20 protein-coding genes are annotated in these 21083 nt (G+C 67.7%); 16 read left to right on the plus strand and 4 right to left on the minus strand.

All coding sequences use genetic code 11. The features are described from left to right. From prcA to RBS12_RS01785, 11 genes are all read left to right on the plus strand, one after another. Window positions 1-699, plus strand: a complete 699-nt coding sequence (prcA, locus tag RBS12_RS01735; protein WP_307964311.1) for a proteasome subunit alpha — start codon at window positions 1-3, stop codon at window positions 697-699. Between the two features lie 46 nt (window positions 700-745). Then, window positions 746-2122, plus strand: coding sequence for a Pup--protein ligase (gene pafA / locus RBS12_RS01740; RefSeq protein ID WP_307964312.1), 1377 nt, complete (start codon window positions 746-748; stop codon window positions 2120-2122). Between the two features lie 115 nt (window positions 2123-2237). After that, window positions 2238-3158: an FKBP-type peptidyl-prolyl cis-trans isomerase gene (locus tag RBS12_RS01745; RefSeq protein ID WP_307964313.1), complete on the plus strand. Its 921-nt coding sequence runs from the start codon at window positions 2238-2240 to the stop codon at window positions 3156-3158. A gap of 43 nt (window positions 3159-3201) precedes the next feature. After that, complete coding sequence (locus RBS12_RS01750; protein WP_307964314.1) at window positions 3202-3597, plus strand: FKBP-type peptidyl-prolyl cis-trans isomerase; 396 nt, start codon at window positions 3202-3204, stop codon at window positions 3595-3597. Between the two features lie 94 nt (window positions 3598-3691). Beyond that, window positions 3692-5665, plus strand: coding sequence for a WYL domain-containing protein (locus RBS12_RS01755; RefSeq protein ID WP_307964315.1), 1974 nt, complete (start codon window positions 3692-3694; stop codon window positions 5663-5665). A 9-nt stretch (window positions 5666-5674) separates the two neighbouring features. Continuing rightward, window positions 5675-6031, plus strand: coding sequence for a hypothetical protein (locus tag RBS12_RS01760; protein WP_307964316.1), 357 nt, complete (start codon window positions 5675-5677; stop codon window positions 6029-6031). Window positions 6032-6058: 27 nt separating this feature from the next. Then, complete coding sequence (gene tatA / locus RBS12_RS01765; protein ID WP_307964317.1) at window positions 6059-6337, plus strand: Sec-independent protein translocase subunit TatA; 279 nt, start codon at window positions 6059-6061, stop codon at window positions 6335-6337. Window positions 6338-6381: 44 nt separating this feature from the next. Beyond that, window positions 6382-7176: a twin-arginine translocase subunit TatC gene (gene tatC / locus RBS12_RS01770; protein WP_307964318.1), complete on the plus strand. Its 795-nt coding sequence runs from the start codon at window positions 6382-6384 to the stop codon at window positions 7174-7176. A 9-nt stretch (window positions 7177-7185) separates the two neighbouring features. After that, window positions 7186-10155, plus strand: coding sequence for a DEAD/DEAH box helicase (locus tag RBS12_RS01775; protein WP_307964319.1), 2970 nt, complete (start codon window positions 7186-7188; stop codon window positions 10153-10155). Window positions 10156-10243: 88 nt separating this feature from the next. Beyond that, window positions 10244-11884: an amidohydrolase family protein gene (locus RBS12_RS01780; protein ID WP_307964320.1), complete on the plus strand. Its 1641-nt coding sequence runs from the start codon at window positions 10244-10246 to the stop codon at window positions 11882-11884. Between the two features lie 371 nt (window positions 11885-12255). Next, window positions 12256-12990 carry a polyprenol monophosphomannose synthase gene (locus RBS12_RS01785; RefSeq protein WP_307964321.1) on the plus strand — a complete coding sequence of 245 codons (735 nt, stop codon included), beginning with the start codon at window positions 12256-12258 and terminating at the stop codon, window positions 12988-12990. A gap of 16 nt (window positions 12991-13006) precedes the next feature. Here the strand turns inward: RBS12_RS01785 and RBS12_RS01790 are convergent, their stop codons facing one another. Then, complete coding sequence (locus RBS12_RS01790; protein ID WP_307964322.1) at window positions 13007-14020, minus strand: LacI family DNA-binding transcriptional regulator; 1014 nt, start codon at window positions 14018-14020, stop codon at window positions 13007-13009. Between the two features lie 370 nt (window positions 14021-14390). Between RBS12_RS01790 and RBS12_RS01795 the strand changes: the two genes are divergently transcribed. The 5 genes from RBS12_RS01795 (at window position 14391) to RBS12_RS01815 (ending at window position 18870) form a co-directional block, all read left to right on the plus strand. Continuing rightward, a complete protein-coding gene (locus RBS12_RS01795) occupies window positions 14391-15317 on the plus strand; it encodes an extracellular solute-binding protein (RefSeq protein ID WP_307964323.1) in 927 nt (308 codons plus the stop codon). A 236-nt stretch (window positions 15318-15553) separates the two neighbouring features. Further along, window positions 15554-16201 (plus strand): ABC transporter permease subunit, encoded by a 648-nt coding sequence (locus RBS12_RS01800; RefSeq protein ID WP_307964324.1) that lies wholly within the window; start codon window positions 15554-15556, stop codon window positions 16199-16201. Further along, a complete protein-coding gene (locus tag RBS12_RS01805; protein ID WP_307964325.1) occupies window positions 16198-16959 on the plus strand; it encodes a hypothetical protein in 762 nt (253 codons plus the stop codon). Before RBS12_RS01800 ends, RBS12_RS01805 begins: the two co-directional genes overlap by 4 nt. Then, complete coding sequence (locus RBS12_RS01810; protein ID WP_307964326.1) at window positions 16956-18041, plus strand: ABC transporter ATP-binding protein; 1086 nt, start codon at window positions 16956-16958, stop codon at window positions 18039-18041. The genes RBS12_RS01805 and RBS12_RS01810 overlap by 4 nt, the downstream gene beginning before the upstream one ends. A gap of 10 nt (window positions 18042-18051) precedes the next feature. Continuing rightward, a complete protein-coding gene (locus RBS12_RS01815) occupies window positions 18052-18870 on the plus strand; it encodes an MBL fold metallo-hydrolase (protein WP_307964327.1) in 819 nt (272 codons plus the stop codon). Between the two features lie 93 nt (window positions 18871-18963). Here RBS12_RS01815 and RBS12_RS01820 read toward each other — a convergent pair whose 3' ends face one another. The 3 genes from RBS12_RS01820 to RBS12_RS01830 all read right to left on the minus strand — a co-directional run bounded on the left by RBS12_RS01820 (window position 18964) and on the right by RBS12_RS01830 (window position 21069). Continuing rightward, on the minus strand, window positions 18964-19308 hold the full coding sequence (locus RBS12_RS01820) for an RNA polymerase-binding protein RbpA (protein ID WP_307964328.1): 345 nt from the start codon (window positions 19306-19308) through the stop codon (window positions 18964-18966). 142 nt (window positions 19309-19450) lie between these two features. Continuing rightward, window positions 19451-20560 carry an SPFH domain-containing protein gene (locus tag RBS12_RS01825; protein WP_307964329.1) on the minus strand — a complete coding sequence of 370 codons (1110 nt, stop codon included), beginning with the start codon at window positions 20558-20560 and terminating at the stop codon, window positions 19451-19453. Between the two features lie 44 nt (window positions 20561-20604). After that, window positions 20605-21069: an NfeD family protein gene (locus RBS12_RS01830; RefSeq protein WP_307964330.1), complete on the minus strand. Its 465-nt coding sequence runs from the start codon at window positions 21067-21069 to the stop codon at window positions 20605-20607. Window positions 21070-21083 lie beyond the last annotated feature (14 nt).

Raw genomic sequence — 21083 nt, forward strand, 5'->3', positions numbered from 1 at the left:
ATGACCCAGCCGTTCTACGTTTCGCCCGAGCAGGTCATGAAGGACCGCGCTGATTTTGCACGAAAAGGTATCGCGCGAGGCCGGTCCGTCGTCGTGCTGTGCTGCCGGGACGGAATCGCGCTCGTCGCCGAGAACCCCTCGCCGTCGCTCCACAAGATCGGCGAGATCTACGACAAGATCGCCTTCGCGGCAGTTGGCAAATACAACGAGTTCGAGAGCCTGCGCCAGGCGGGCGTGCGCTACGCCGATGTTCGCGGCTACTCGTACGACCGTGTCGACGTCACCGGGCGCGGGCTCGCGAGCGTCTACGCGCAGAGCCTCGGAGCCGTGTTCACGGCCGAGCAGAAGCCCCTCGAGGTCGAGCTCACCGTGGCCGAAGTCGGGCACGACGTCGGCTCCGACCACTTGTTTCGCCTCACCTTCGACGGCTCGATCGCCGACGAACGGCGCTTCGTCGTCATGGGAGGAGCCGCCGAGCGCGTCGCCGAGGCCGTCATCGGAGGGTGGAGTGCCGAGGCGTCCTTCGCCGAGGCAATCCAGCTGGCGGCCAAGGCCTTGCGCGATGAACGCACCGATCCGACGCTCAGCCTCGAAGTTGCGGTCCTCGACCGGAAATCCGAGACCGGGCGGGGACTCCGCCGAGCATTCCGGCGCATCAGCCAGGATGAGCTCACGGAGCTTCTGACCGGGCCGATCTAGCCGCTGGCCAGCTTCCCTGGCCCGCAGAAACGACGTTAGGAGCCGCGTGGACCGCCGCATCTTCGGGGTCGAGACCGAGTTCGGGATCGCGTACTCGAGCCCGCAGGGCAGGCCGCTTGCCCCCGAAGAGGTGGCGCGCTACCTGTTCCGCAAGGTCGTGAGCTGGGGCCGTTCGTCCAACGTGTTCTTGGGCAACGGCTCGCGGCTCTATCTCGATGTCGGATCCCACCCCGAGTACGCAACGGCAGAATGCGACGACGTCGCCCAGCTCGTGGCGCATGACCGAGCCGGCGAGCGCATTCTCGTAGACCTCATCGACGAGGCGCAGAAGCGGCTCCGCGAGGAGGGGTTCGACGGCAGCGTCTACCTCTTCAAGAACAACACGGACACGGCCGGCAACTCGTATGGGAGCCACGAGAACTACCTCATCCCGAGGCGCACAGAGTTCTCGAGACTCGCCGAGATCCTCATCCCGTTCCTCGTGACTCGACAGCTCTTGTGTGGCGCCGGCAAAGTACTCCGCACGCCCCATGGACCCGTGTACGCCTTCTCCCAGAGGGCAGACCACATCTGGGAGGGCCTCTCCTCGGCGACGACGCGATCGCGCCCGATCATCAATACGCGGGACGAGCCGCACGCCGATGCCGAGCATTTCCGACGCCTGCACGTGATTGTGGGCGACTCGACGATGTCCGAGACGACCACGATGATGAAGATCGGCACCGTCGATCTGATCCTTCGCATGATCGAATCGGGCGTCATCATGCGGGACCTGAGGATGGAGAACCCGATCCGCAGCATCCGGGAGATCTCGCACGACCTCTCGGGGCGCGCCGTCGTCCGCCTCGCGAACGGCACCGAGATGACGGCCCTTGACATGCAGCGCGTCTATCTCGAGAAGGCGTCGCATTTCGTTGGCCAGCATGGAGCGCACACTCCGCATGTCGCGCGCATCCTCGGCCTGTGGGAGCGCACCCTGGACGCGATCGAGTCCGGGGACACCTCGGGGATCGACACCGAGGTGGACTGGGCGATCAAGAAGAAGCTCATTGACAGCTACTGTGCGCGCCATGGCGTCGATCTCGATTCGGCGCGCGTTGCCCAGCTCGACCTCACGTATCACGACATCAGCCCCGAGCGCGGACTCTTCTTCCTCCTGCAGCGCCGGGGCCAAGCCGCACGAGTGGTCGACGACGCCGCCATTGCGACGGCGGTGGAGTCGCCGCCGCAGTCGACGCGCGCGAGACTCCGGGGACGCTTCGTCCAGGCGGCGCAGGCGGCAGGAGCGGACTACACGGTCGATTGGGTTCATCTCAAGCTCAATGACAGAGCCCACCACACCATCTTGTGCAAGGATCCGTTCTCCAACGAGGACTCGCGCGTCGACGAACTGCTCGAGACTCTGCGGCCCTTCACTGGATGACGTGCGGGACATGAGGCTGAAACGGGCGTTCTCAGGCTGAGTCGCTACCCTAGAGGGGGCCTTCGGCCTCGACCGTCGCCACGAATGGCGAAGAATCTCCACAGGAAGTAGATCAGTGCGCCGATTCCTTGCGCTCGTGCTGCCCCTTGCGCTGCTTATCGCGGGCTGCAGCTCTGGAGGCTCGAACGGGCCGACAAGCCAGTCCGCAGGCGATGTTAACGCCTTCAGTTCGCTCAAGGTGACTCCGGGGGACAAGGCCCCGACCGTCGATTTCGCCAAGCCCCTGTCTGTGTCGACCCCCACGATCAAGGTGGTTCAGGAGGGATCGGGCGCCGCCGTCAAGGCGGGGCAGTCCGTCGTCGTCAGCGTCCTTGCGCTCAAGGGAACGGACGGCAGCACGCTCGGCGATTCATTCTCCTCCGGGCAGCCGCAGAAGGTCCCGGTCGACGACAGCCTCAAGCAGGGGAACTCCGTCCTCTACAACGCGTTCGTCGGTGCCAAGATCGGTTCGTACCTCGCCTACGCGACCCCGCCGGCGAGCGCCGACAAGGGCGGGGACAACGCGACGACTCTTCTCATCGTCAAGATCACCGACGCGAAGGACATCCCGGCCCCGCTCAAGAAGCCAGAGGGAGACCCCGTGACTCCGCCCGCCGGACTTCCAGCGGTGACCGAAGACTCGAAGGGCGTCCCGCAGATCGACGTCAAGGGCGTCGCGAAGCCCGCCCAGCTCGTCTCTCAGGACCTCATCAAGGGCAAGGGCGCCACGGTCCAGGCGACGGACACGATCGTTGCGAACTACGTGGGCGTCAACCTCTCCGACGGGACCAAGTTCGATTCGAGCTACGATCGCGGGACGCCGGCCACCTTCGGCCTCGGCCAGGTGATCGAGGGGTGGACCAAGGGCCTCACGGGCAAGACCGTCGGATCCCGGGTTCTCCTCGTCATTCCTGCCGCGCAGGCGTATGGCGACCAGGGCCAAGGGCAGGCGAAGGGCGACCTCGTCTTCGTTGTCGACATCCTCGGCGTCCAGTAGATTCAGTCGGACGCCCAGCAATCCATCCCACGAGAGGAACACCATGTCCTTCGGACAGCGCGAATACGACCGACAGAAGCCTGAGATCGACTTCCCCGAGGGTCCTGTGCCCACGGAGCTCAAGATCGTGGACCTCGTCGAGGGCGACGGCCGAGAAGTTGTGGCTGGCGACACCGTCACGACGCACTACGTCGGCGTCGCGTGGTCCACGGGGGAGGAGTTCGACGCAAGCTGGAACCGTGGGGCTCCTCTCGACTTCCGGGTCGGTGTCGGCCAAGTCATCCAGGGCTGGGACCAGGGCCTCCTCGGCATGAAGGTCGGCGGCCGCCGCCGGCTCGAGATCCCGTCGGACCTCGCCTATGGGCCTCGCGGTGCGGGCGGTGTCATCGGCCCGAACGAGTCGCTCATCTTCGTCGTCGATCTTGTCGGAGTGGGCTGAGTCGGAGCGCACTGACACAGCACCGTTTCATCATCCGGGGCGCGGGCAGCACATGCTGTCCGCGCCCCGCGTGCGTTCCGGGTAGCCTGCACATGTGTCCCAGAAGAAGACCGAACGTCTCCTGAACCTCCTCATCGCGCTCCTGCATACCGAGCTCGGCATCTCTCGCGAGCGGCTCCTCAAGGACGTCTATGGGTGGGTGCCGGGAGCCGATCGCGAGCGGGACGCGGTGGAGCGCCAATTCGAACGGGACAAAGCCGATCTCCGGGCGCTCGGGGCCGAGATCCTCGAACGCCAGGGCTACGAACGCGCAGACAGCCCGTCGATGACGTCCCTCTACCGGATTGACCCTCGGCAGTTCCGCCTTCCAGAACTTGATTTCACGCGGCAAGAGCAATCGTTGCTCGCCCTCGCCGGCCTCGCGTCCCAGGGCGCACTCGCCGGCGCAGCAGCCAGGGCGGCCTTGCGGCGCCTCGAGGCCGCGGGAGCGCTCCCGGACTCACCGCCGTCGCTCGTCCAGCCGCGCGTGCGCCTCGATGACCCGCGCTACGCGACGCTCGCCGATGCGGCTTCTCGCCGTGCCGAAGTCACGTTCCAGTATTTCGCGACGAGCACGGGCCGCGAGGAGGAACGTTCGGTGCAGCCGTGGGGGCTTGGCCAGCGCTACGGGCAGTGGTACCTCGTAGGACTGGACACAGGCCGGCAAGCGCCGCGCGTCTTCCGTCTTTCACGGATCCGGGGCCGCGTGAGCGTCGGCGTGGAGCGATCCTTCGACGTCCCCGCCGAGGGTGCCGTCCACGAGCAGCTCGAGCGCCTCTCAGCTCTCCCGGAGCAGCTCGCGCGGGTCCGCATCGCCGAGGGCCGTGCGCTCGAACTCAGACTGACGGCGTGGAAGCCCGTGAATGCCGAGGCACCCGAAGGGTGGGAGGCGGGTTCTTACAGCTTCCGCGACGTGACCGTCGCGGCCGATCATCTTGCGGGCTACGGCGATGCGCTCGTCGTCGAATCGCCGCCCGAGCTCGCGCGAGCCGTCGTCGCGCGCTTCGAAGGGGCCCTCGCCGCGCTCGGCACTGCGGGAGCCGCTCCCGTTACGCGGGGACCCGAAGGACGGAAGACGAGGCCCTCCGACGAACGGTTCGGACGGATCGTCGATCTTGTGCCTTACCTGCTGCAGGGTCCAGTCCAGATCGGCGCCGCGGCGGAGCGCTACGGCGTGTCGCCGCGCCAGCTCGAACAGGAACTCTCGGTGCTCGAATACACCGGACCGACGGATGTGGGCGGCTGGCAGGACTACATCGAAGTCGACGTGCACGACGGCGTCGTGAGCCTGGCCAATGCGCCCGAGCTCGCGCGCCCCCGCCGGCTCAGCGTCGAGGAGGCGCTCTCGCTCCAGCTCGGCCTTCAGACGCTGCTGCCGATGGCTTCGGCCGACGAGCGTCCGACCCTCGAAGCACTTGTGGAGAAAGTCCGTGCCGCCACCGCCCACGGCGCGCGGGCGATGCCAGAGGTCGACGTCGATGCGGAACCGCAGCGCAACGCCGACCTCGTGCCGCTCCTCCGCACGGCCGTCGCCGACCGCAGCACGCTCCTGCTCGAATACCTCAACCCGACCAAGGATGAGCGCACCGAGAGGCTCATCAGCCCGCTCGCCCTCCGTTCGGATGGGGATCGCTGGTATGTCGAGGCCTATTGCCATCGGGTTTCGGAGCGGCGCGTCTTCCGGGTCGACCGCATCGTCTCGCTCACGCCCGCTGATCCGCTTCCGCTGCCGCCTGGGATCGAGGCCGTACTGGCCGATCGCCTCATCGAGCCGAGCGATGCCGACGTCGAGGCCGTGCTGCGGCTCGCCCCAGAGGCGCTGTGGGTTGAGCATGAGTATGCCGCCGAGGACGGGATCGACCTCGTGGACGGGAGCCGTCGCGTCCGGATGCGCGTCGCAGGGCTCGACTGGCTTCCTCGCTTTCTCGCACAGTTCGGCGGCTCAGTAGCCCTCGAGGGCCCCGAGCCCGCCGTCGAGGCCTGCCGGGCATGGCTGACGCGTGCGCTGGGCGCATCCCGCACCGGATAGGCTCTTCCTGTGCCGTGGTGGTTCTGGATCCTGCTCTGGGCGGCGCTGCTGGTCGGCGCTGCGGGTGCCGTCGTGGGCAGCGGCTATTGGCTCGTCCGCAAGGCGCTGCGGGTGGTGAGCGACGCCGGGGCGGACCTTGCGCGGCTGTCGGCACCCCGCGCCGCGAGCGGCGCGGACGTGCTCCGGAACGAGAATGGTGTGGATCCTCCCGCGCCCGGAAGCGCGGTCTTCGCCGACCCCGACGCCATGAGGCGGGCCTACGTGCAGGGGAGGGCCGATCGCCGCACGGCACGGACCGCTCGGCGCGTTGCGCGGAGGGCGCAACGGGGGCAAGCGCAGTCACTCCGTGACCTCGGACTCATCTAGACTTGAATCAGAAGGAAAGGATTTCTTGTGCGTATCTTCGAAAACCCAGCGGTCATCATTGTCATCATCGTCGTGGTGCTCCTGCTGTTCGCGGCGCCGAAGCTTCCGGGCATGGCGCGCAGCCTTGGCCAGTCAATGCGGATTCTCCGTTCCGAGGTCAAGGAGATGAAGAAGGACGGGCAGGATGCGTCGTCGTCGGGTTCTGCCGAGAAGCCGGCTGATGAGCAGCCCGTTGAGGGCAAGGTCATCCCGCCGAAGGGCGCTGAGGGCGACGGCGGAGCCGCCGGCCCGTCCCAGCGCGCCTGAGCGTGACCGCGGCCAAGGGGCGAAAGGCCAATCCCGAAGGCCGGATGCCCCTCCTCGAGCACCTCAAGGAGCTCAAGAACCGGCTCGTCAAGGCGGCAATCGGAGTTCTCTTGGGGGCGGTTGCCGGCTGGTTCCTCTACGATCCTCTGCTTGAGGCTCTCCAAGAGCCGGTCAAAGACATCGCGGCCCGAACGGGCGGCATGTCGGGGATCAACTTCTCGACCGTCGGCTCGCCGTTCGACTTCAAGCTCCAGCTCTCGATCCAGATCGGGCTCGTGCTCGCGAGTCCCGTGTGGATCTACCAGGTCTGGGCTTTTGTCATGCCTGGACTCACGACGAAGGAGCGCCGGTACACGCTCGGCTACATGGCCGCGGCGGTCCCGTTGTTCCTTGCGGGCGTGTGGGTCGGGTGGTCGGCCACACCGCAGGTCGTCCGAGCGCTCACCCAATTCACGCCGTCCGGGTTCTCCAATCTCATCGACGGGCGCGAATACATCGACTTCGTGACGCACATGGTGCTGTTCCTCGGCATCGCGTTCCTCGTCCCCGTGCTCCTTGTGGGACTCAACGCGGCGGGCATCCTCCCTGGCAAGACGATCCTCAAGGCGTGGCGCATCACGGTGTTCGCGGTGTTCGTCATCGCGGCCTTTGCGGCACCGGGGGCCGATGTGGTCTCGATGTTCATGCTCGCCGTCCCGCTGCTCGCGCTCTTCTTCGCCGCGATCGGCGTGTGCCTGCTACGGGATCGGCGGCGAGCGAGGAAGCAGGCGAAGGCCGCTGCGGAGACGGACGCCGCGGCTGACTCGGCCACGTCACGCGAGGACCTCGACAAGTTCTAGGCTGGACCCATGTCCTCTGTCCCCGACAACCTCAGCCCGGCAGAGCGGTTCGCCCTCGACGCCGAACGCCGGGCCTTCGCCAAGACCGAGCTGGGGGCCTTTGCCGCCGACCTGCCGTTTCCGCTGGACCCTTTCCAGCGCGAGTCGTGCCGCGCGCTCGAAGCGGGTAACGGCGTCCTCGTCGCCGCGCCGACCGGTGCCGGCAAGACGGTCGTGGGTGAGTTCGCCGTCTATCTCGCGCTCCGCCGAGGGCTCAAGGCCTTCTACACGACGCCCATCAAGGCCCTGTCGAACCAGAAGTACAGCGAGCTGTGCGAGGCGTACGGAGCCGACCGAGTGGGCCTGCTCACGGGAGACGTCACGCTCAACGGCGAGGCGCCCGTCGTCGTCATGACGACCGAGGTCCTCCGCAACATGCTCTACGCAGGCTCGTCGACGCTCGACGGACTCGGCTATGTGGTCATGGACGAGGTGCACTATCTCGCTGACCGATTCCGCGGCGCGGTCTGGGAAGAGGTGATCATCCACCTCCCGAAGGACGTCCGCGTCGTGTCCTTGAGCGCGACCGTCTCGAACGCCGAGGAATTCGGGGCCTGGCTCGACACGGTGCGGGGCGAGACGGACATCGTCGTCTCGGAGCACCGGCCAGTGCCGCTCTGGCAGCACGTCATGGTCGGGCGGCGGCTCGTCGACCTCTTCGCCACGCGTCAGTCCTTCGAGGATCTCGCCGATGCGCACGACCACCTAGGAGTCCCGGACGCGGCGCGCTCCGCGGACGCCGCGGAGCGTCCGGCGGCGCGGGCGGGGGAGCCCCGAGAGCTGACCTCCGTCAATCCCGAACTGGCCGAGATCGCGCGGCGCGAGTCGCACGCCGATTACCGCGCCCGATTCGCGCACGGCGGCAGAGGACGACGGCGGGACGACCGTTCGCGCGGTCCTGCCGGCGGGCGGCAGGGCGGGCGCCCCGAAGGCGTCCAGGCGTCCGCGACGCGCGCGAGCCGTCCCCAGATGATCCAATCGCTTGAGCGGCAGGGGCTGCTCCCGGCGATCGACTTCATCTTCTCGAGGGCCGGATGCGACGCCGCCGTGCAGCAGTGCGTCGACGCGGGCCTCGACCTCACGACTCCGGCCGAACGCACCCAGATCGCCGAGGCCGTTGAGGCCGCCGCGAAGGATCTTCCGCCCTCGGACCTCGGCGTTCTGGGGTTCTGGGGCTGGCGCGAGGGGCTGCTGCGGGGTCTCGCCGCTCATCATGCGGGCCTTCTGCCGACGTTCAAGGAAGTCGTCGAGAAGCTCTTCGCGGCTGGCCTCGTCAAGGCTGTGTTTGCGACGGAGACTCTTGCGCTGGGCGTCAACATGCCTGCGCGGAGCGTCCTCATCGAGAAGCTCGAGAAGTTCAACGGCGAGGCCCACGTCGACATCACGGCGGGGGAGTACACGCAGCTCACGGGCCGCGCCGGGCGGCGCGGCATCGACGTCGAGGGGCACGCCGTCGTCCAATGGCGGCCTGGGCTCGATCCAGCGGCCCTCGCGGGGCTCGCGTCCCGCCGGACCTATCCGCTCAACTCGAGCTTCCGGCCTACATACAACATGAGCATCAACCTCGTGGCCCAATTCGGCCGAAAGAGGGCACGCGACATCCTCGAAAGCTCCTTCGCGCAGTTCCAGGCCGACCGCTCGGTCGTGGGGCTCGCGCGGCAAGTGCGCGACCGTGAGGAATCGCTCGCGGGCTACGAAAAGGCCATGACCTGTCACCTCGGCGACTTCACCGAGTACGCGCGCCTCCGCGAGGAGCTCTCGTCCGCCGAGAAGTACGCGTCCCGCGAGGCCGGCCGGGCACGGCGGAACATGACCGTCGACTCGCTCGCGCGTCTCCAGCCCGGCGACGTCGTCGAGTTCGCGCAGGGTCGGCTGAGCGGCACCGCCGTCGTCCTGGCCGCGGACACGAACGCTCGCGAACCCCGCCCGCACGTGCTGACCTTCGACCACGATCTGCGCCGTATCGGGTTCCAGGACCTCGAGGGTCCCATCGAGCCGATCGCCCGGATCCGGATCCCCAAGCATTTTGACCCCAAGCGGCCCAAGGACCGGCGCGACCTCGCCGCATCGATGCGCCACGCCGTCGACCGCTCGCGCAGTGGGCACGACGCGGCGCGCGACCACGCCCCGGGTCGGCATGAGCCGCGCCGCTCTCGGCGCGACTTCGCCTTCGCCGCGGGCTACGAGGACACCGAACAGCGGATCGCGGAGCTGCGGCGCAGACTGCGCACGCATCCGTGCCATGGCTGTGCCGAACGCGAAGACCACGCGCGGTGGGCCGATCGCTGGACCAGGCTGCGCCGTGAGACCGACCGACTGGTCGAACAGATCCAGGGGCGCACCAACACGATCGCCAAGACGTTCGACCGCGTGTGCGAGGTCCTCGAAGCCTACGGCTGCCTCGAGGGCGCCGACGGCGACCTCCGCGTGACGGACCGGGGCCAGCAGCTTCGCCGCATCTACGGGGACAAAGATCTTCTCACCGCGCTCGCCCTACGAGCCGGTGCGTTCGACGACGTCGACGAAGCGGAGCTCGCGGCCCTCGCAAGCATCCTCGTGTATCAGGCGAAGCGCGACGAGCCGGGCCTGCCGCCCAAAATGCCGACCGTTTCGCTCGACATCGCTGTCGACATCGTGCTCCGGGAGTGGTCCCAGCTCGAGGACGTCGAGGAACAGCACCGCCTCCCGCGCACCGCGGAGCCCGATTTCGGGCTCGTGTGGCCGCTGTACAAGTGGGCGCGCGGGCGCGACCTCCAGAACGTGCTCGCGGGCACCGAACTCGCTGCGGGGGACTTCGTGCGGTGGGTCAAGCAGGTCATCGACCTGCTCGACCAGCTCGCCGACGTCCCAGGCATCGAGCCGCGCGTGCGGCGACTCTGCCACGCCGGGATCGACAGCATCAAGCGCGGCGTCGTCGCCTACTCGGGCGTCGCCGACTGACCGAACGGTTTCGGCACGGAATGCACGCCCAACGCCGCATCGACAGCGCCGCGTCGACAGCGCCGCCAACAGAAAGGCCACGCAAGGCATGAATGAATCCGGCACGCCCGCAGAACGTGCTCTGACCCTCTATCGCAACGGCTCGGTCTACTCGACCGCGGATCCCTTGGCGTCGGCCATGCTCGTCGACGGCGACACCGTGGCGTGGGTCGGCACGGAACACGCCGCCGAGTCGATTGCGGGCCCCGGGACGAGGATTGTTGACCTCGACGGAGCGCTCGTGGCGCCCGGATTCGTCGACTCGCACGTCCACCTTGCCGACACGGGCCTGGCCCTGCAATCGCTTGACCTAACGGGCGTCCGTTCGGCCAGAGAGCTCCTCGATGCGGTGTCCGCTGCACCCGCAGCAGAGGGCATCCTGCGCGGCCACGGCTGGGACGAGTCTCTGTGGGACGATCCGACGCTGCCCACGGCGGAGGAGCTCCACCGAGCGGCCTCCGGCCGCGAGGCGTTCCTCGTACGCGTCGACGTCCACTCGGCGCTCGTCACCGCTGGCCTGACCGCCGCCGCGGGCGCCGCCCCTCTCGAGGGATGGTCGAACGGCCCGGTGGCTACACAGGCCGCGCTCGGGGCGATCCGGGAGACCGCGAGGCCCTCTCGCCCCGCCGAGCTCAGGGCCCTCCACCGCACGGCGCTCGAGCACGCCGCGAGACAGGGCTACGTCGCCCTCGTCGAACAGGCGGCGCCCCAGATCGCCGGGATCGAAGACCTCCGTCTCTTGCTCGGGGATCGCGGCGACGACGCGCTCCCCGAGGTCATGGCGTACTGGGGCCAGCTCATCTCCGAGGCGGACGAGGGGCGCGCGCTCCTTGCCGAACTGGGCGTTCCGGTCCTGGGCTTCGCCGGCGACCTGAGCATTGACGGCTCCATCGGCTCCCGGACCGCGTTCCTCACAGAGGACTACGACGACGATGCCGGACGCCGCGGGGTGGCGTACCTCGACCCGGAACAGGTGGCACGGCATCTCGCGGCGTGCTCCGAGCTGGGGATTCAGGGCGGCTTCCACGTGATCGGCGACGGCGGGCTCGCGATCGCGCTCGAGGGCCTTCGCCGTGCTTCCGAACGCGTTGGAGCCTCGGCCATCCGCGCGGCCGGGCATCGCCTCGAGCATGTGGAGATGGCGTCCGCCGAGGCGATCTCGGCGCTTGCGGGCCATGCCGTGACCGTGAGTGCGCAGCCGCTCTTCGACGCGGCCTGGGGGACGCCCGGCCAGCTCTACGATCGGCGTCTGGGCACGCGCAGCAGGGGAATGAATCCGTTCGCGAGCTTCGCCTCGGCAGGGGTCCCCGTGTGTTTCGGCAGCGACGCGCCCGTCTGCGCCCTCGATCCGTGGGCGAGTGTGGCGGCATGCTTGCGGCATTCGACTCCGAGTGAGCGCATCTCGGCTCGGGCCGCGTTCATCGGTCACACCCGAGCGGGCTGGCGCGCCGTTCGGCACCCGCACCCGCTCATCGGTCAGCTCGTTCCGGGAGCGCCTGCGAGCTTTGCCGTGTGGGAGGTCGACGAACTCATGGTCCAGGTTGCCGACGAGCGGGTGCAGGCGTGGAGCACCGACCCGAGGGCCCGCACCCCGTTGCTCCCGGCCCTCGACACCGAGAACCGTCCGCGCTGCCTCGCGACAGTTCATCGCGGCGTCGAGCTCTTTCGCGCTGAGGGATTCGCCGCGTGACTTGCGTCATGTGTCGCGGTTTGCGGCGGTGAGAGCCTTTCCGGGCACGCCGAAAAGCGAGCTGAGGTGGGGAAACGTGCGTCGTCGCAGGTCGGGAGACGGTTGACAGGACTGGTGGGGCACGTAGGATCGATTGTCATCGGGCTGCGCCGCGGTGCGGACAGTCCAGTCGCCGCCGAGCAGCTCGGGCGGTGGCACTGCCCCTGGGGGCAGGTCCACGTGTCAGTAGAAAACAGTCGGGGGACTGACCAGCTGCCAGCCCCGCGACTGGCCCGAAGGCGCGTGGGCCTGCCTGGGCACTGGATATAATGGGACATTGCGCCCTCTTCCGCGGGCGCCGACCCTGTCCAGTCTCCGAAAGGGACGCCCGCGTGCGTATTCTGACGATCATCCCGACGTACAACGAGCTCGAGTCCCTTCCCAAGACTCTCGGGCGGCTGCGTTCGGCGGTGCCCGCGTCCGACGTGCTCGTGACCGACGACAACAGCCCTGATGGAACCGGTGCGCTGGCCGATCGCATCGCCGCGGAGGATTCCCAGGTTCACGTCATGCACCGCAGGGGCAAGGAGGGCCTCGGGGCCGCTTACATCGCCGGCTTCAAGTGGGGCCTCGAGCGGGACTACGACGTCATCATCGAAATGGACGCAGACGGATCGCACCAGCCTGAGCAGCTTCCGCGTCTTCTCGATGCGATCGAGAGTGGCGCTGATCTCGTGATCGGCTCGCGCTGGGTTCCCGGCGGGTCGGTCGTGAACTGGCCGTTCTACCGTCAGCTCATCTCGCGGACCGGCAGCACCTATGCGCGGATCATGCTCGGCCTCAAGGTCAAGGACATGACTGCCGGATATCGTGCCTTCCGCCGCACGACGCTCGAGAAGCTCGATCTGGGCGCCGTCGAGTCGGTCGGCTACGGTTTCCAGGTCGACCTCGCGTGGCGGGTTGCGAAGATGGGGCTCTCCGTCGTCGAGGTACCCGTGACCTTTGTCGAGCGCGAGCTCGGCTCGTCGAAGATGAGCGGGAACATCGTCGTCGAGGCCATGCTCAACGTCACGAAGTGGGGCCTTTCCGATCGCTGGGCGCGGCTCACGCGCCGCGCCGAGCGCTGAGACTTCGACTCAGGGGCTAGGGAGCGCGAAGGTCCGCGACCGAATCCCGCGCGACGAGGCGGACCGGGAGGCGGATGTCTCGCGGCTCTGATCGTGCGTCGAGCAGCATGGTCATGATCTGGCGCCCCAGTCGTTCCTGGTCGAAGGCAATTGTCGTCAGGCCGGGCGCGAGGAGGGCGGACGTCGCCAGGTCGTCGTGGCCGATGACGCTCACGTCACACCCAATGCGTTTGCCGCATGAATGCGCCGCGTCGTAGATGGCCGCCGCCAGATAGTCTGAATTGACCACGAACGCCTGGTGGGCTGCGCCTCTCAGGGAACGCGCCACGGCTCGCGAGACGCTTTCGTGATCGAGGGGGCAGCGAATGATCCGGCCCTCCATGTTCCATTCCCCGCAGAGCCGGATGAACTCGGCCTCTCGCCCCCAGTCTGCGGCGAGCTCGGTGGGCGCCGCGACGAGAATGGCACTGCGGTGCCCACGTTCGCGGAGGTGTCCCACGGCGAGCTGCACGGCGCTGGGATCGTCAGGACCGACGGTGGGAACTCGGGCCGATGTCGCACGATCGGCTGGGTCCGGCGTCCGGTTGAACGCGACGACGGGAAGGCTTGAGTGCGCTGCCGCCCATTCGGCAAGCGGACCCTTTCGGCCGATCGGGGCGATCGCGATGCCGCCAACCCCCTCTGCCGTGAGCCGTCGGAGGGCGGCAGCCTCGCGGGCCGGGTCGTAGGCCGAGTTGATGATGAGCAGCGACGCCTCGTCCTCCTCCGCGCGCATTTCCATGCCGCGCAGCACGTTGAGGAAGAACGGGTTCCGCATGTTCCGGATGATGACGCCATAGACGGTCGACCGTCCGGTGCGCAGGCTGCGCGCCCGGGCGTCCGCGTGGTAGTCGAGGTCACGGGCCGCCGCGAGCACGCGTTCGACGGTCGACGCCGCCACGCGGCCGGTCCCGTTCAGGGCGTAGCTGGCGAGAGCAGTTGAGACGCCTGCGCGCTGTGCGACATCCAAGAGCGTGGGCCGCGCGGCCATGTGCCTCCTCTGATTGGGCTTCTCCGCGGGCGACAGCCGCGGTCGTTCAAGTATCAACCTTGCAGATGCGGGCCCTCGTGCAGCCGGCCGATAACCCGCGGCCGGTTCACCTGATGTTCGGTTTCCCTGGGGCAAGCGTTCAGCAAGATTCACCCGAGCGGCCACGGCGGTGCTGAATGGTTTAAGCATCGGCGGCCCGAGCCGCCGCACTCGCACCTTTCTCGGAGGAACAGCCATGATCTCTCGTCGAACCGCACTCACCGGAATCATTTCCCTGATCTCAGTCGCATCAGTTCTCACTGCGTGCGGAAACGTGACTCCGCCTGCGGACGCCTCGCAGTCCAAACCGTCGGCTTCGGGTGACTCTGTCGTGATCACCTACAACTCGCCGGCCCAATGGGGAAACTTCGGCGAGGTGCTTCCAGCCTTCACCAAGAAGACCGGCATCAGCGCCCCCAATGATCCGAAGAACTCCGGCCAGGCGCTTGCCGCACTCCAGGCCGAGAAGGGGGCGCCGGTTGCGGACGTAGCCTACGCTGGCATCGCCTTCGCGGGCCAGCTCTCGGCAGCTGGTGTCCTCGAGAAGTACGTCCCCGCCGGGGCCCAAGCTGTACCCACCGGCCTGCGGGATCCAGGGGGCCTCTGGTCGGCCGTGCACACCGGCACGGTCGCCTTCATCGTGAACAAGGACCATCTGGGCGGTGCCCCGGTCCCCACGAGATGGAAGGATCTCCTCGACCCGAAGTACAAGGGGAAGGTCGGGTATCTCGACCCGACGCAGGCGGCCGTCGGATACTCGGTCGCGACAGCAGCCAATCTCTCGCTCGGCGGGAGCCTCGATGACTGGCGTCCAGGGCTCGAGTATCTGAGGGCGCTGAAGGAAAACGGCGCTTCGACCTCTGCCCAGACGGCGACGGCGAAGGTCGCCCAAGGCGAGATCCCGATCCTCATCGACACGGATTTCAACGGCTACAAGCTTCGCGACACCGGAGCGAACGTCCAGGTGGTCATTCCTGAGGAAGGATCGCTCCAGATCCCCTACATTGTGGGGCTCGTGGCGGGAGCGCCCCATCGCGCCAATGGGCAGGCGCTGCTGGACTTCTACTTCTCGAAGGATGGGCAAGAACTGTTCGCGAAGGGCTACATGCGCCCAGTGGTTGGGAGCGTCCCGGCGGATATCGCCGCCAAAGTGCTGCCGGACGCGGACTACCGGCGTGCGGTGACGATCGACTACGCGAAGCAGGGCGCGGTGCAGCAAGACTTCATCAAGCTGTACCAAGACAAGGTCGGCTTCTGATGCCGACCGGGTCGCTCTCAGCGCCGCGCGGCCTTCGATTCGGAGACGTGCTCCCCGGGGCTTTCGTCCTGGTCCTCGCGCTTGCGCCGGTCCTGCTGTTCAGTGTGTATCCGGTCGCCGTCCTGGTGGCCAACTCCTTCGGCGTAGGTATCGCACCGGCCAGTGGTGGCTTCACCCTCGAACACTATGACCGAGCCTTCGCATCGAAGAGCGTCAGTTCTGCTCTGGGAAACTCTGTGCTTGTTGCCATCGGGAGCGTCTGCATCAGCCTCGGGCTCGTCCTGCCGATCGTCCTTCGCCAAGGCAAGCGCAGCGCAGCCCGGCGGGAGAGGGCCAGCGCCTCGGCCGCCGACACGCTGCTGGCTCTCCCGATGGCCCTCCCGGGCATCATCATCGGGTTCTTCGCCATCGTGCTCGTGGGACGGACAGGCCTCCTCGGCCTCATCTGGGAAGGATTTTCCGGGTTTGCGTACGTTTTCGGCGGGATGCTCGTGGCGTACGTCTACTTCAGCTTCCCCCGCGTGCTCGGACCTCTGCGGGGCGCTGCCGCCGCTCTCGACCCCGCGCTCGCTGAATGCGCCCGAACTCTCGGGGCATCGCGAGTGCGTGTTTTCGCGACCGTGACCCTTCCGATGCTCCTGCCTGCCGTCATTGAGACGTGCGCGACGGCGAGCGCCGTGGCCCTTGGCGGCTACGGCACGGTCGCCACATTGTCTGAAGGTGTGCGACTGCTCCCGCTGAATGTCGTCAACGAACTCACGACTGGCTATCGCCTCGCCGATTCGTCGACGCTTGCCGTTCTCTTGGCGCTCGGCGCCGTGGCGGCCATCGCGGTGGGGCGGCTCCTATCGCGGGGCGCGAAGTGGGCGGTGAGCCGCGCATGAACCGAGCCGTACTCGCCGTCGTCCTGTCATTCGTCCTGCTGCCGATTCTCGCGACCGCCATCGCCGCCACCAGCGTCGACTTCTCCCACGGCCCGTGGGGCGGTGGACCCACGCTCGACTGGCTCGGCTACGCCTGGGTCCCACTCGCTCCAGTGGTCGCCCGAAGTCTCGCGATCGCGCTGGGCGTCGTCCTGCTCAATCTCCTGCTCGGCGGCGTGATTTCGTGGTGGGTTGCACGGCGCCCGTCGTGGGCGACATTCCTTGTCGGCTACCTCGTGAACGTTCCGCTCGCCATTCCCGGAATCGCTTTGAGCGTGGCCCTCGTGGGGACCTTCCCGCCGTTGCGTCCGAGCGGATTCCTCCTCGTCATGGCCCACCTCGTCTTCACGCTTCCGTTCACCCTCGCCGCACTCGTCCCTGTGCTCGCCGATCCCAGCCTGCGGGCGGCTGAGGACGTGGCGCGGAGCCTTGGCGCGAGCCACGTGCGCGTGGCCCGGACCATCACGATTCCCGCGTGCGCCGTAGGGCTCGCACAGGCAGCAGCCATGGTCTTCGCACTGTCTTTCGGCGAGTTCAACATCAGCTTCTTCGTGAATCCGCCCGCGGCGCCCACGATTCCGTTCGCTCTGTTCGACGCCTATTCGACAGGGCGCCTCGAGCTCGCCTCCGCCCAGACCATCATCTTCATCGCCTTCATCGTGCCAGTGCTCGGCGCGATCGTTGCCCTGCAGCGACGGGCAGGAAGGAGCAAGACATGACGATCGTCCCGGAATCCCTCGCGGCCCACGCAGGGCTCCTCATCGAGCGGGCCACCGTGCGCTACGGCGGAACGGTGGCGGCGGGGGAGATCACCCTCGACGTGGCCCCCGGAGAAACAGTCGCACTCGTCGGCCCTTCCGGGTGTGGGAAGAGCACGACTCTCCGTGCGGTCGCCGGCCTCGTTCCGCTCAGCGAAGGACGCATCGCGATCAGAGGGCTCGACGTCACTCGTGCTGCCCCGCCCTCGCGCGGCGTAGGACTCGTTCCTCAGAACTACGCCCTGTTTCCGCACATGAGCGTCGCGGCCAACATCGCGTACGGCATGCGGGCGCGGAGAGTCCCTGCGACAAAGCGCCAGCGCACCGTCGACGGGCTCCTCGAGCTCACGTCCCTCGGACATCTCGCCGATCGCCGTCCAGACCAGCTCTCGGGCGGACAGCGCCAGCGGGTGGCCCTCGCCCGGGCCCTCGCCGTCGAACCGAGCGTGCTCTTGCTTGACGAGCCGATGGCAGCTCTTGACCCGCAGCTTCGTGGCGGTCTCCGGCGAGAGCTCGCCGAGCTGCTGCGCGCTGCGGACAGCGCGACGCTCCTTGTGACCCACGATCAGCGCGAGGCGCTTGCCCTCGGACAGAGGATCGCTGTGCTCCGCGAGGGTCGCATCGTGCAGTTCGGCACAGCTCGCGAGCTCTGGAACGACCCGGCCGACGCCTTGGTTGCGGATTTCCTCGCCGGGTCTCGGCTGCTCGATGCGCATCTCGACGGGGAGCATGCCGTGCTCTTCGACGGCCGCTGGCGGGTGCCTCTCGACGGACTCGTCAAGCGGACTTCGGCCCACGGACGAACGCGCGTTCTGATGCGCCCCGAGTCGCTCATGATCGTTGGCGACGCGCCTCGCGATCAAACAGCGCTTGACGCCGAAGTGACCCATACCGAGTTCGTCGGCGAGGCGCTCCACATCACGCTCGAGGCGGCGGGGACCGTCCTCACCATCCGAACTCCAGCTGATGTCGGCGTCCCCAGGCACGTCCGCGTCGCTGTGCGACCAGGCCACGCGAGCCTCCTCATCGGCTCGCCCAACTGAAGGAACCCCATTGCTCGAACTCGAAATCCTGGGCGGCAGCGCAACAGCGCCGACCGCGCATGGTGCAGCCTCCTCGTACCTTGTGCACGGTCGGACTGGACTCATCCTCGTCGATGCGGGACCCGGTTCGCTCCTCGCCTACTGCCAGGCGGGCCACGACCTTGCTGAGCTCCGGGCCATCGTCGTGACACATTTGCACGCCGACCACAGCCTCGACCTCATGGCGTGGGCCTACAGATGGACCTTCCCACAGGTGCGGCCACGGATCCCCGTCTACGTCCCCCGCGAGGAGATCGATCGCCTGAGAAGGTTCGACGAGCTCTTCGGCATCGAGTCCCTGCCAACCATGAACAGCCCGATCCTCCAGTCATGGGAGATACGCGGCCTTGCGCGGGATGGCGTGACCTCGTTGGAGGCGGACGGACTGCAGTTCCGCTCCTACGCCGCCCACCACAGCGTTCCATCGGCGGCCCTGCGCTTCGAATCGCCGGACGGTGGGGTGGTCGCCTTCTCCTCGGACACCGGCTACTGCCGGCCAGTTCTCGAGGCGGCAGCGGATGCCGACATCTTCGTGTGCGAAGCGACCTATCTCGAGGCCGACGACGACGCGCTGGTGGGGCACGGGCACCTCACCGCCAGAATGGCTGGCGAGCTGGCCTCCGAAGCCAGCGTGAGACGCCTCGTCCTGACGCATCTTTCTGATCCTGCGATGGGCGCTCAGGCTCTCGTGGACGCTGCCGAGGTGTTCCGTGGCCCTGTCCAGCTCTCGGTGGCGGGAGAAACCATCCGCCCGAGCAGCGTAGTCGAGCGCGGTGGCGGCGCGGGATAGGGCGCCTCATCCAGAGCGCGGACGACGATTGAGGGGCGGGAACCCATTCGGTTCCCGCCCCTCAATCGTCCGACAAGTGCACTGTGCCGTGCGTCAGCCGGCGCGCTCTCCGCGCTTCTCCCTGAGGAGCGCGAGGCGATCCTCGAGGATCTGCTCGAGCTCCGGGATGCTGCGCCGCTCGAGGAGCATGTCCCAGTGCGTGCGAACGGCCTTCTCGGCGTTCTCGGACGGCCGCTCGCCGTCGACGAGGAACGCCTCCTTGCCGGTCTTCGACGTCCAGACGGGAGGGATCTCCGCCTCGGAGGAGAACGTCACGAAAACCTGCTCGCCGTCCTCGCACCGGTACTCGACGCGCTGACGCGGCGCCGGCTCGACGCCGGCTTCGCTTTCCATGGACTGTGCACCCAGACGCATGCCGCGCAGGCTGCGGTCGCTCATATCTTCTCCCTCACGATCTGCTGCCCGGCCTCAGGGCCTGACGCACATGACAACGCCCGCCGGAGCTCGCGTGTTCCCGGGCGGACTTCCCATTATAGGCCGGACGCTGCAGGAGCGCGCTCGGTGCGGTCAGTGGCGTCGGTCAGGGCGTGTCGTCGTCGCCGGCGAGTCGGCGTGGATGGTGCTCGAGGAGCCGTTGGGCCTCGGCATCGAGCTCTGACGGTCGGGAGGCCTCCTCCTCGAAGGCGCGTGCGTCCTCCTCCAGGTTCGGCACGGGCGCGGAGGTCAGCTCAGCGCCTCCAGCCGAGGGCGCCACGCCGTCGGCCGTGGAAGGCGCTGCTGAGGGGCCAACCCCCGCGGCAGCCGTTTGCCCGACGTTGCCGAGCACCCCGCCGATGCCTTTGAGTGCGTCCCCGACCTCGCTCGGGATGATCCAGAGCTTGTTGGAGCCGCCCTCCGCGATCTTGGGCAGCGTCTGGAGGTACTGGTAGGCGAGGAGCTTGGGGTCCGGGTCGCCGCGGTGGATGGCCTCAAAGACCTTCTGGATGGCCTGGGACTCGCCGTCGGCCTTGAGGACGGCGGCCTTTGCCTGGCCTTCGGCTTTGAGGATCTGCGCCTGCCGTTCGCCCTCTGCCGTGAGGATCGCCGACTGCTTGGTGCCCTCGGCCGTGAGGATCAAGGCGCGCCGATCACGCTCGGCCCGCATCTGCTTCTCCATCGAGTCCTGGATCGAGTGCGGCGGCTCGATGGCCTTGAGCTCGACACGCGAGACGCGAAGGCCCCAGCGGCCGGTCGCCTCGTCGAGGACGCCGCGGAGCTGGCCGTTGATCTGGTCACGCGAGGTCAGGGCCTCTTCGAGGTTGAGCCCGCCGACGACGTTGCGGAGCGTCGTGATCGTGAGCTGTTCGACTGCCTGGATGTAGTTCGCGATCTCGTAGGTCGCGGCTCGAGCATCGGTCACCTGGAAGTACACGACCGTGTCGATCGACACAACGAGGTTGTCCGAGGTGATGACCGGCTGGGGCGGGAAGGAGACCACCTGCTCGCGGAGGTCGAGGAGCGGCAGGAGGCGATCGACGAACGGGATGAGGAGCGTGAGGCCAGGCGTAAGCGTGCGCTGGTACTTGCCAAGGCGTTCGACGACGCCGGCGCGCGCCTGCGGGATGATGCGCACCGAACGGACGAGCACCGTCATGACGAACAGGATGAGTGCGATGACGACGACGATAAGGACAATTCCGCCTGCGTCCATGGTGATCCCCCTTGCTGTTGGTTCGCCTCAGGCCTGCTCGGCCGTCAGCTCCGATACGGTGAGGTTTCGTCGCCGGGAGCGACGACGGCTGTGGCCCCGTCGATGGCCACGACTTGGACGACGTCTCCGGGCAGGAACTCTCCGCGCTCGGCCCGCGCGGTCCAGACGTCGCCGCCGATCTTGATGAGTCCCTTGGCGCTGTCGACGGGCTCCATGACGGTGGCCCGCGAGCCGACGAGCCGATCGACATTGGTCCGGACGTCTTCGATGCCACGACGCATGCGCCGAATGGCGAGGGGGCGGACGAACACGATCATGCCGACGGAGACGAGAGCGAAGACGAGGCCCTGAAGCCAGGCCGGTCCGTGGAGCAAGGCCGTCACGAAGGCCGCGAGTGCTCCGCCGCTCAACATGAGGAAGACGAAGCTCAGGCTGACCATTTCGATCCCGCCCAGGACGAGGGCCAGCACGAGCCACAGCATCCACGCGTTGTTTTCGATCCAGTCCATCGACCGTCCTCCAT

It is taken from the genome of Sinomonas sp. ASV322, from assembly GCF_030908245.1.
Taxonomy (GTDB): Bacteria; Actinomycetota; Actinomycetes; order Actinomycetales; family Micrococcaceae; genus Sinomonas.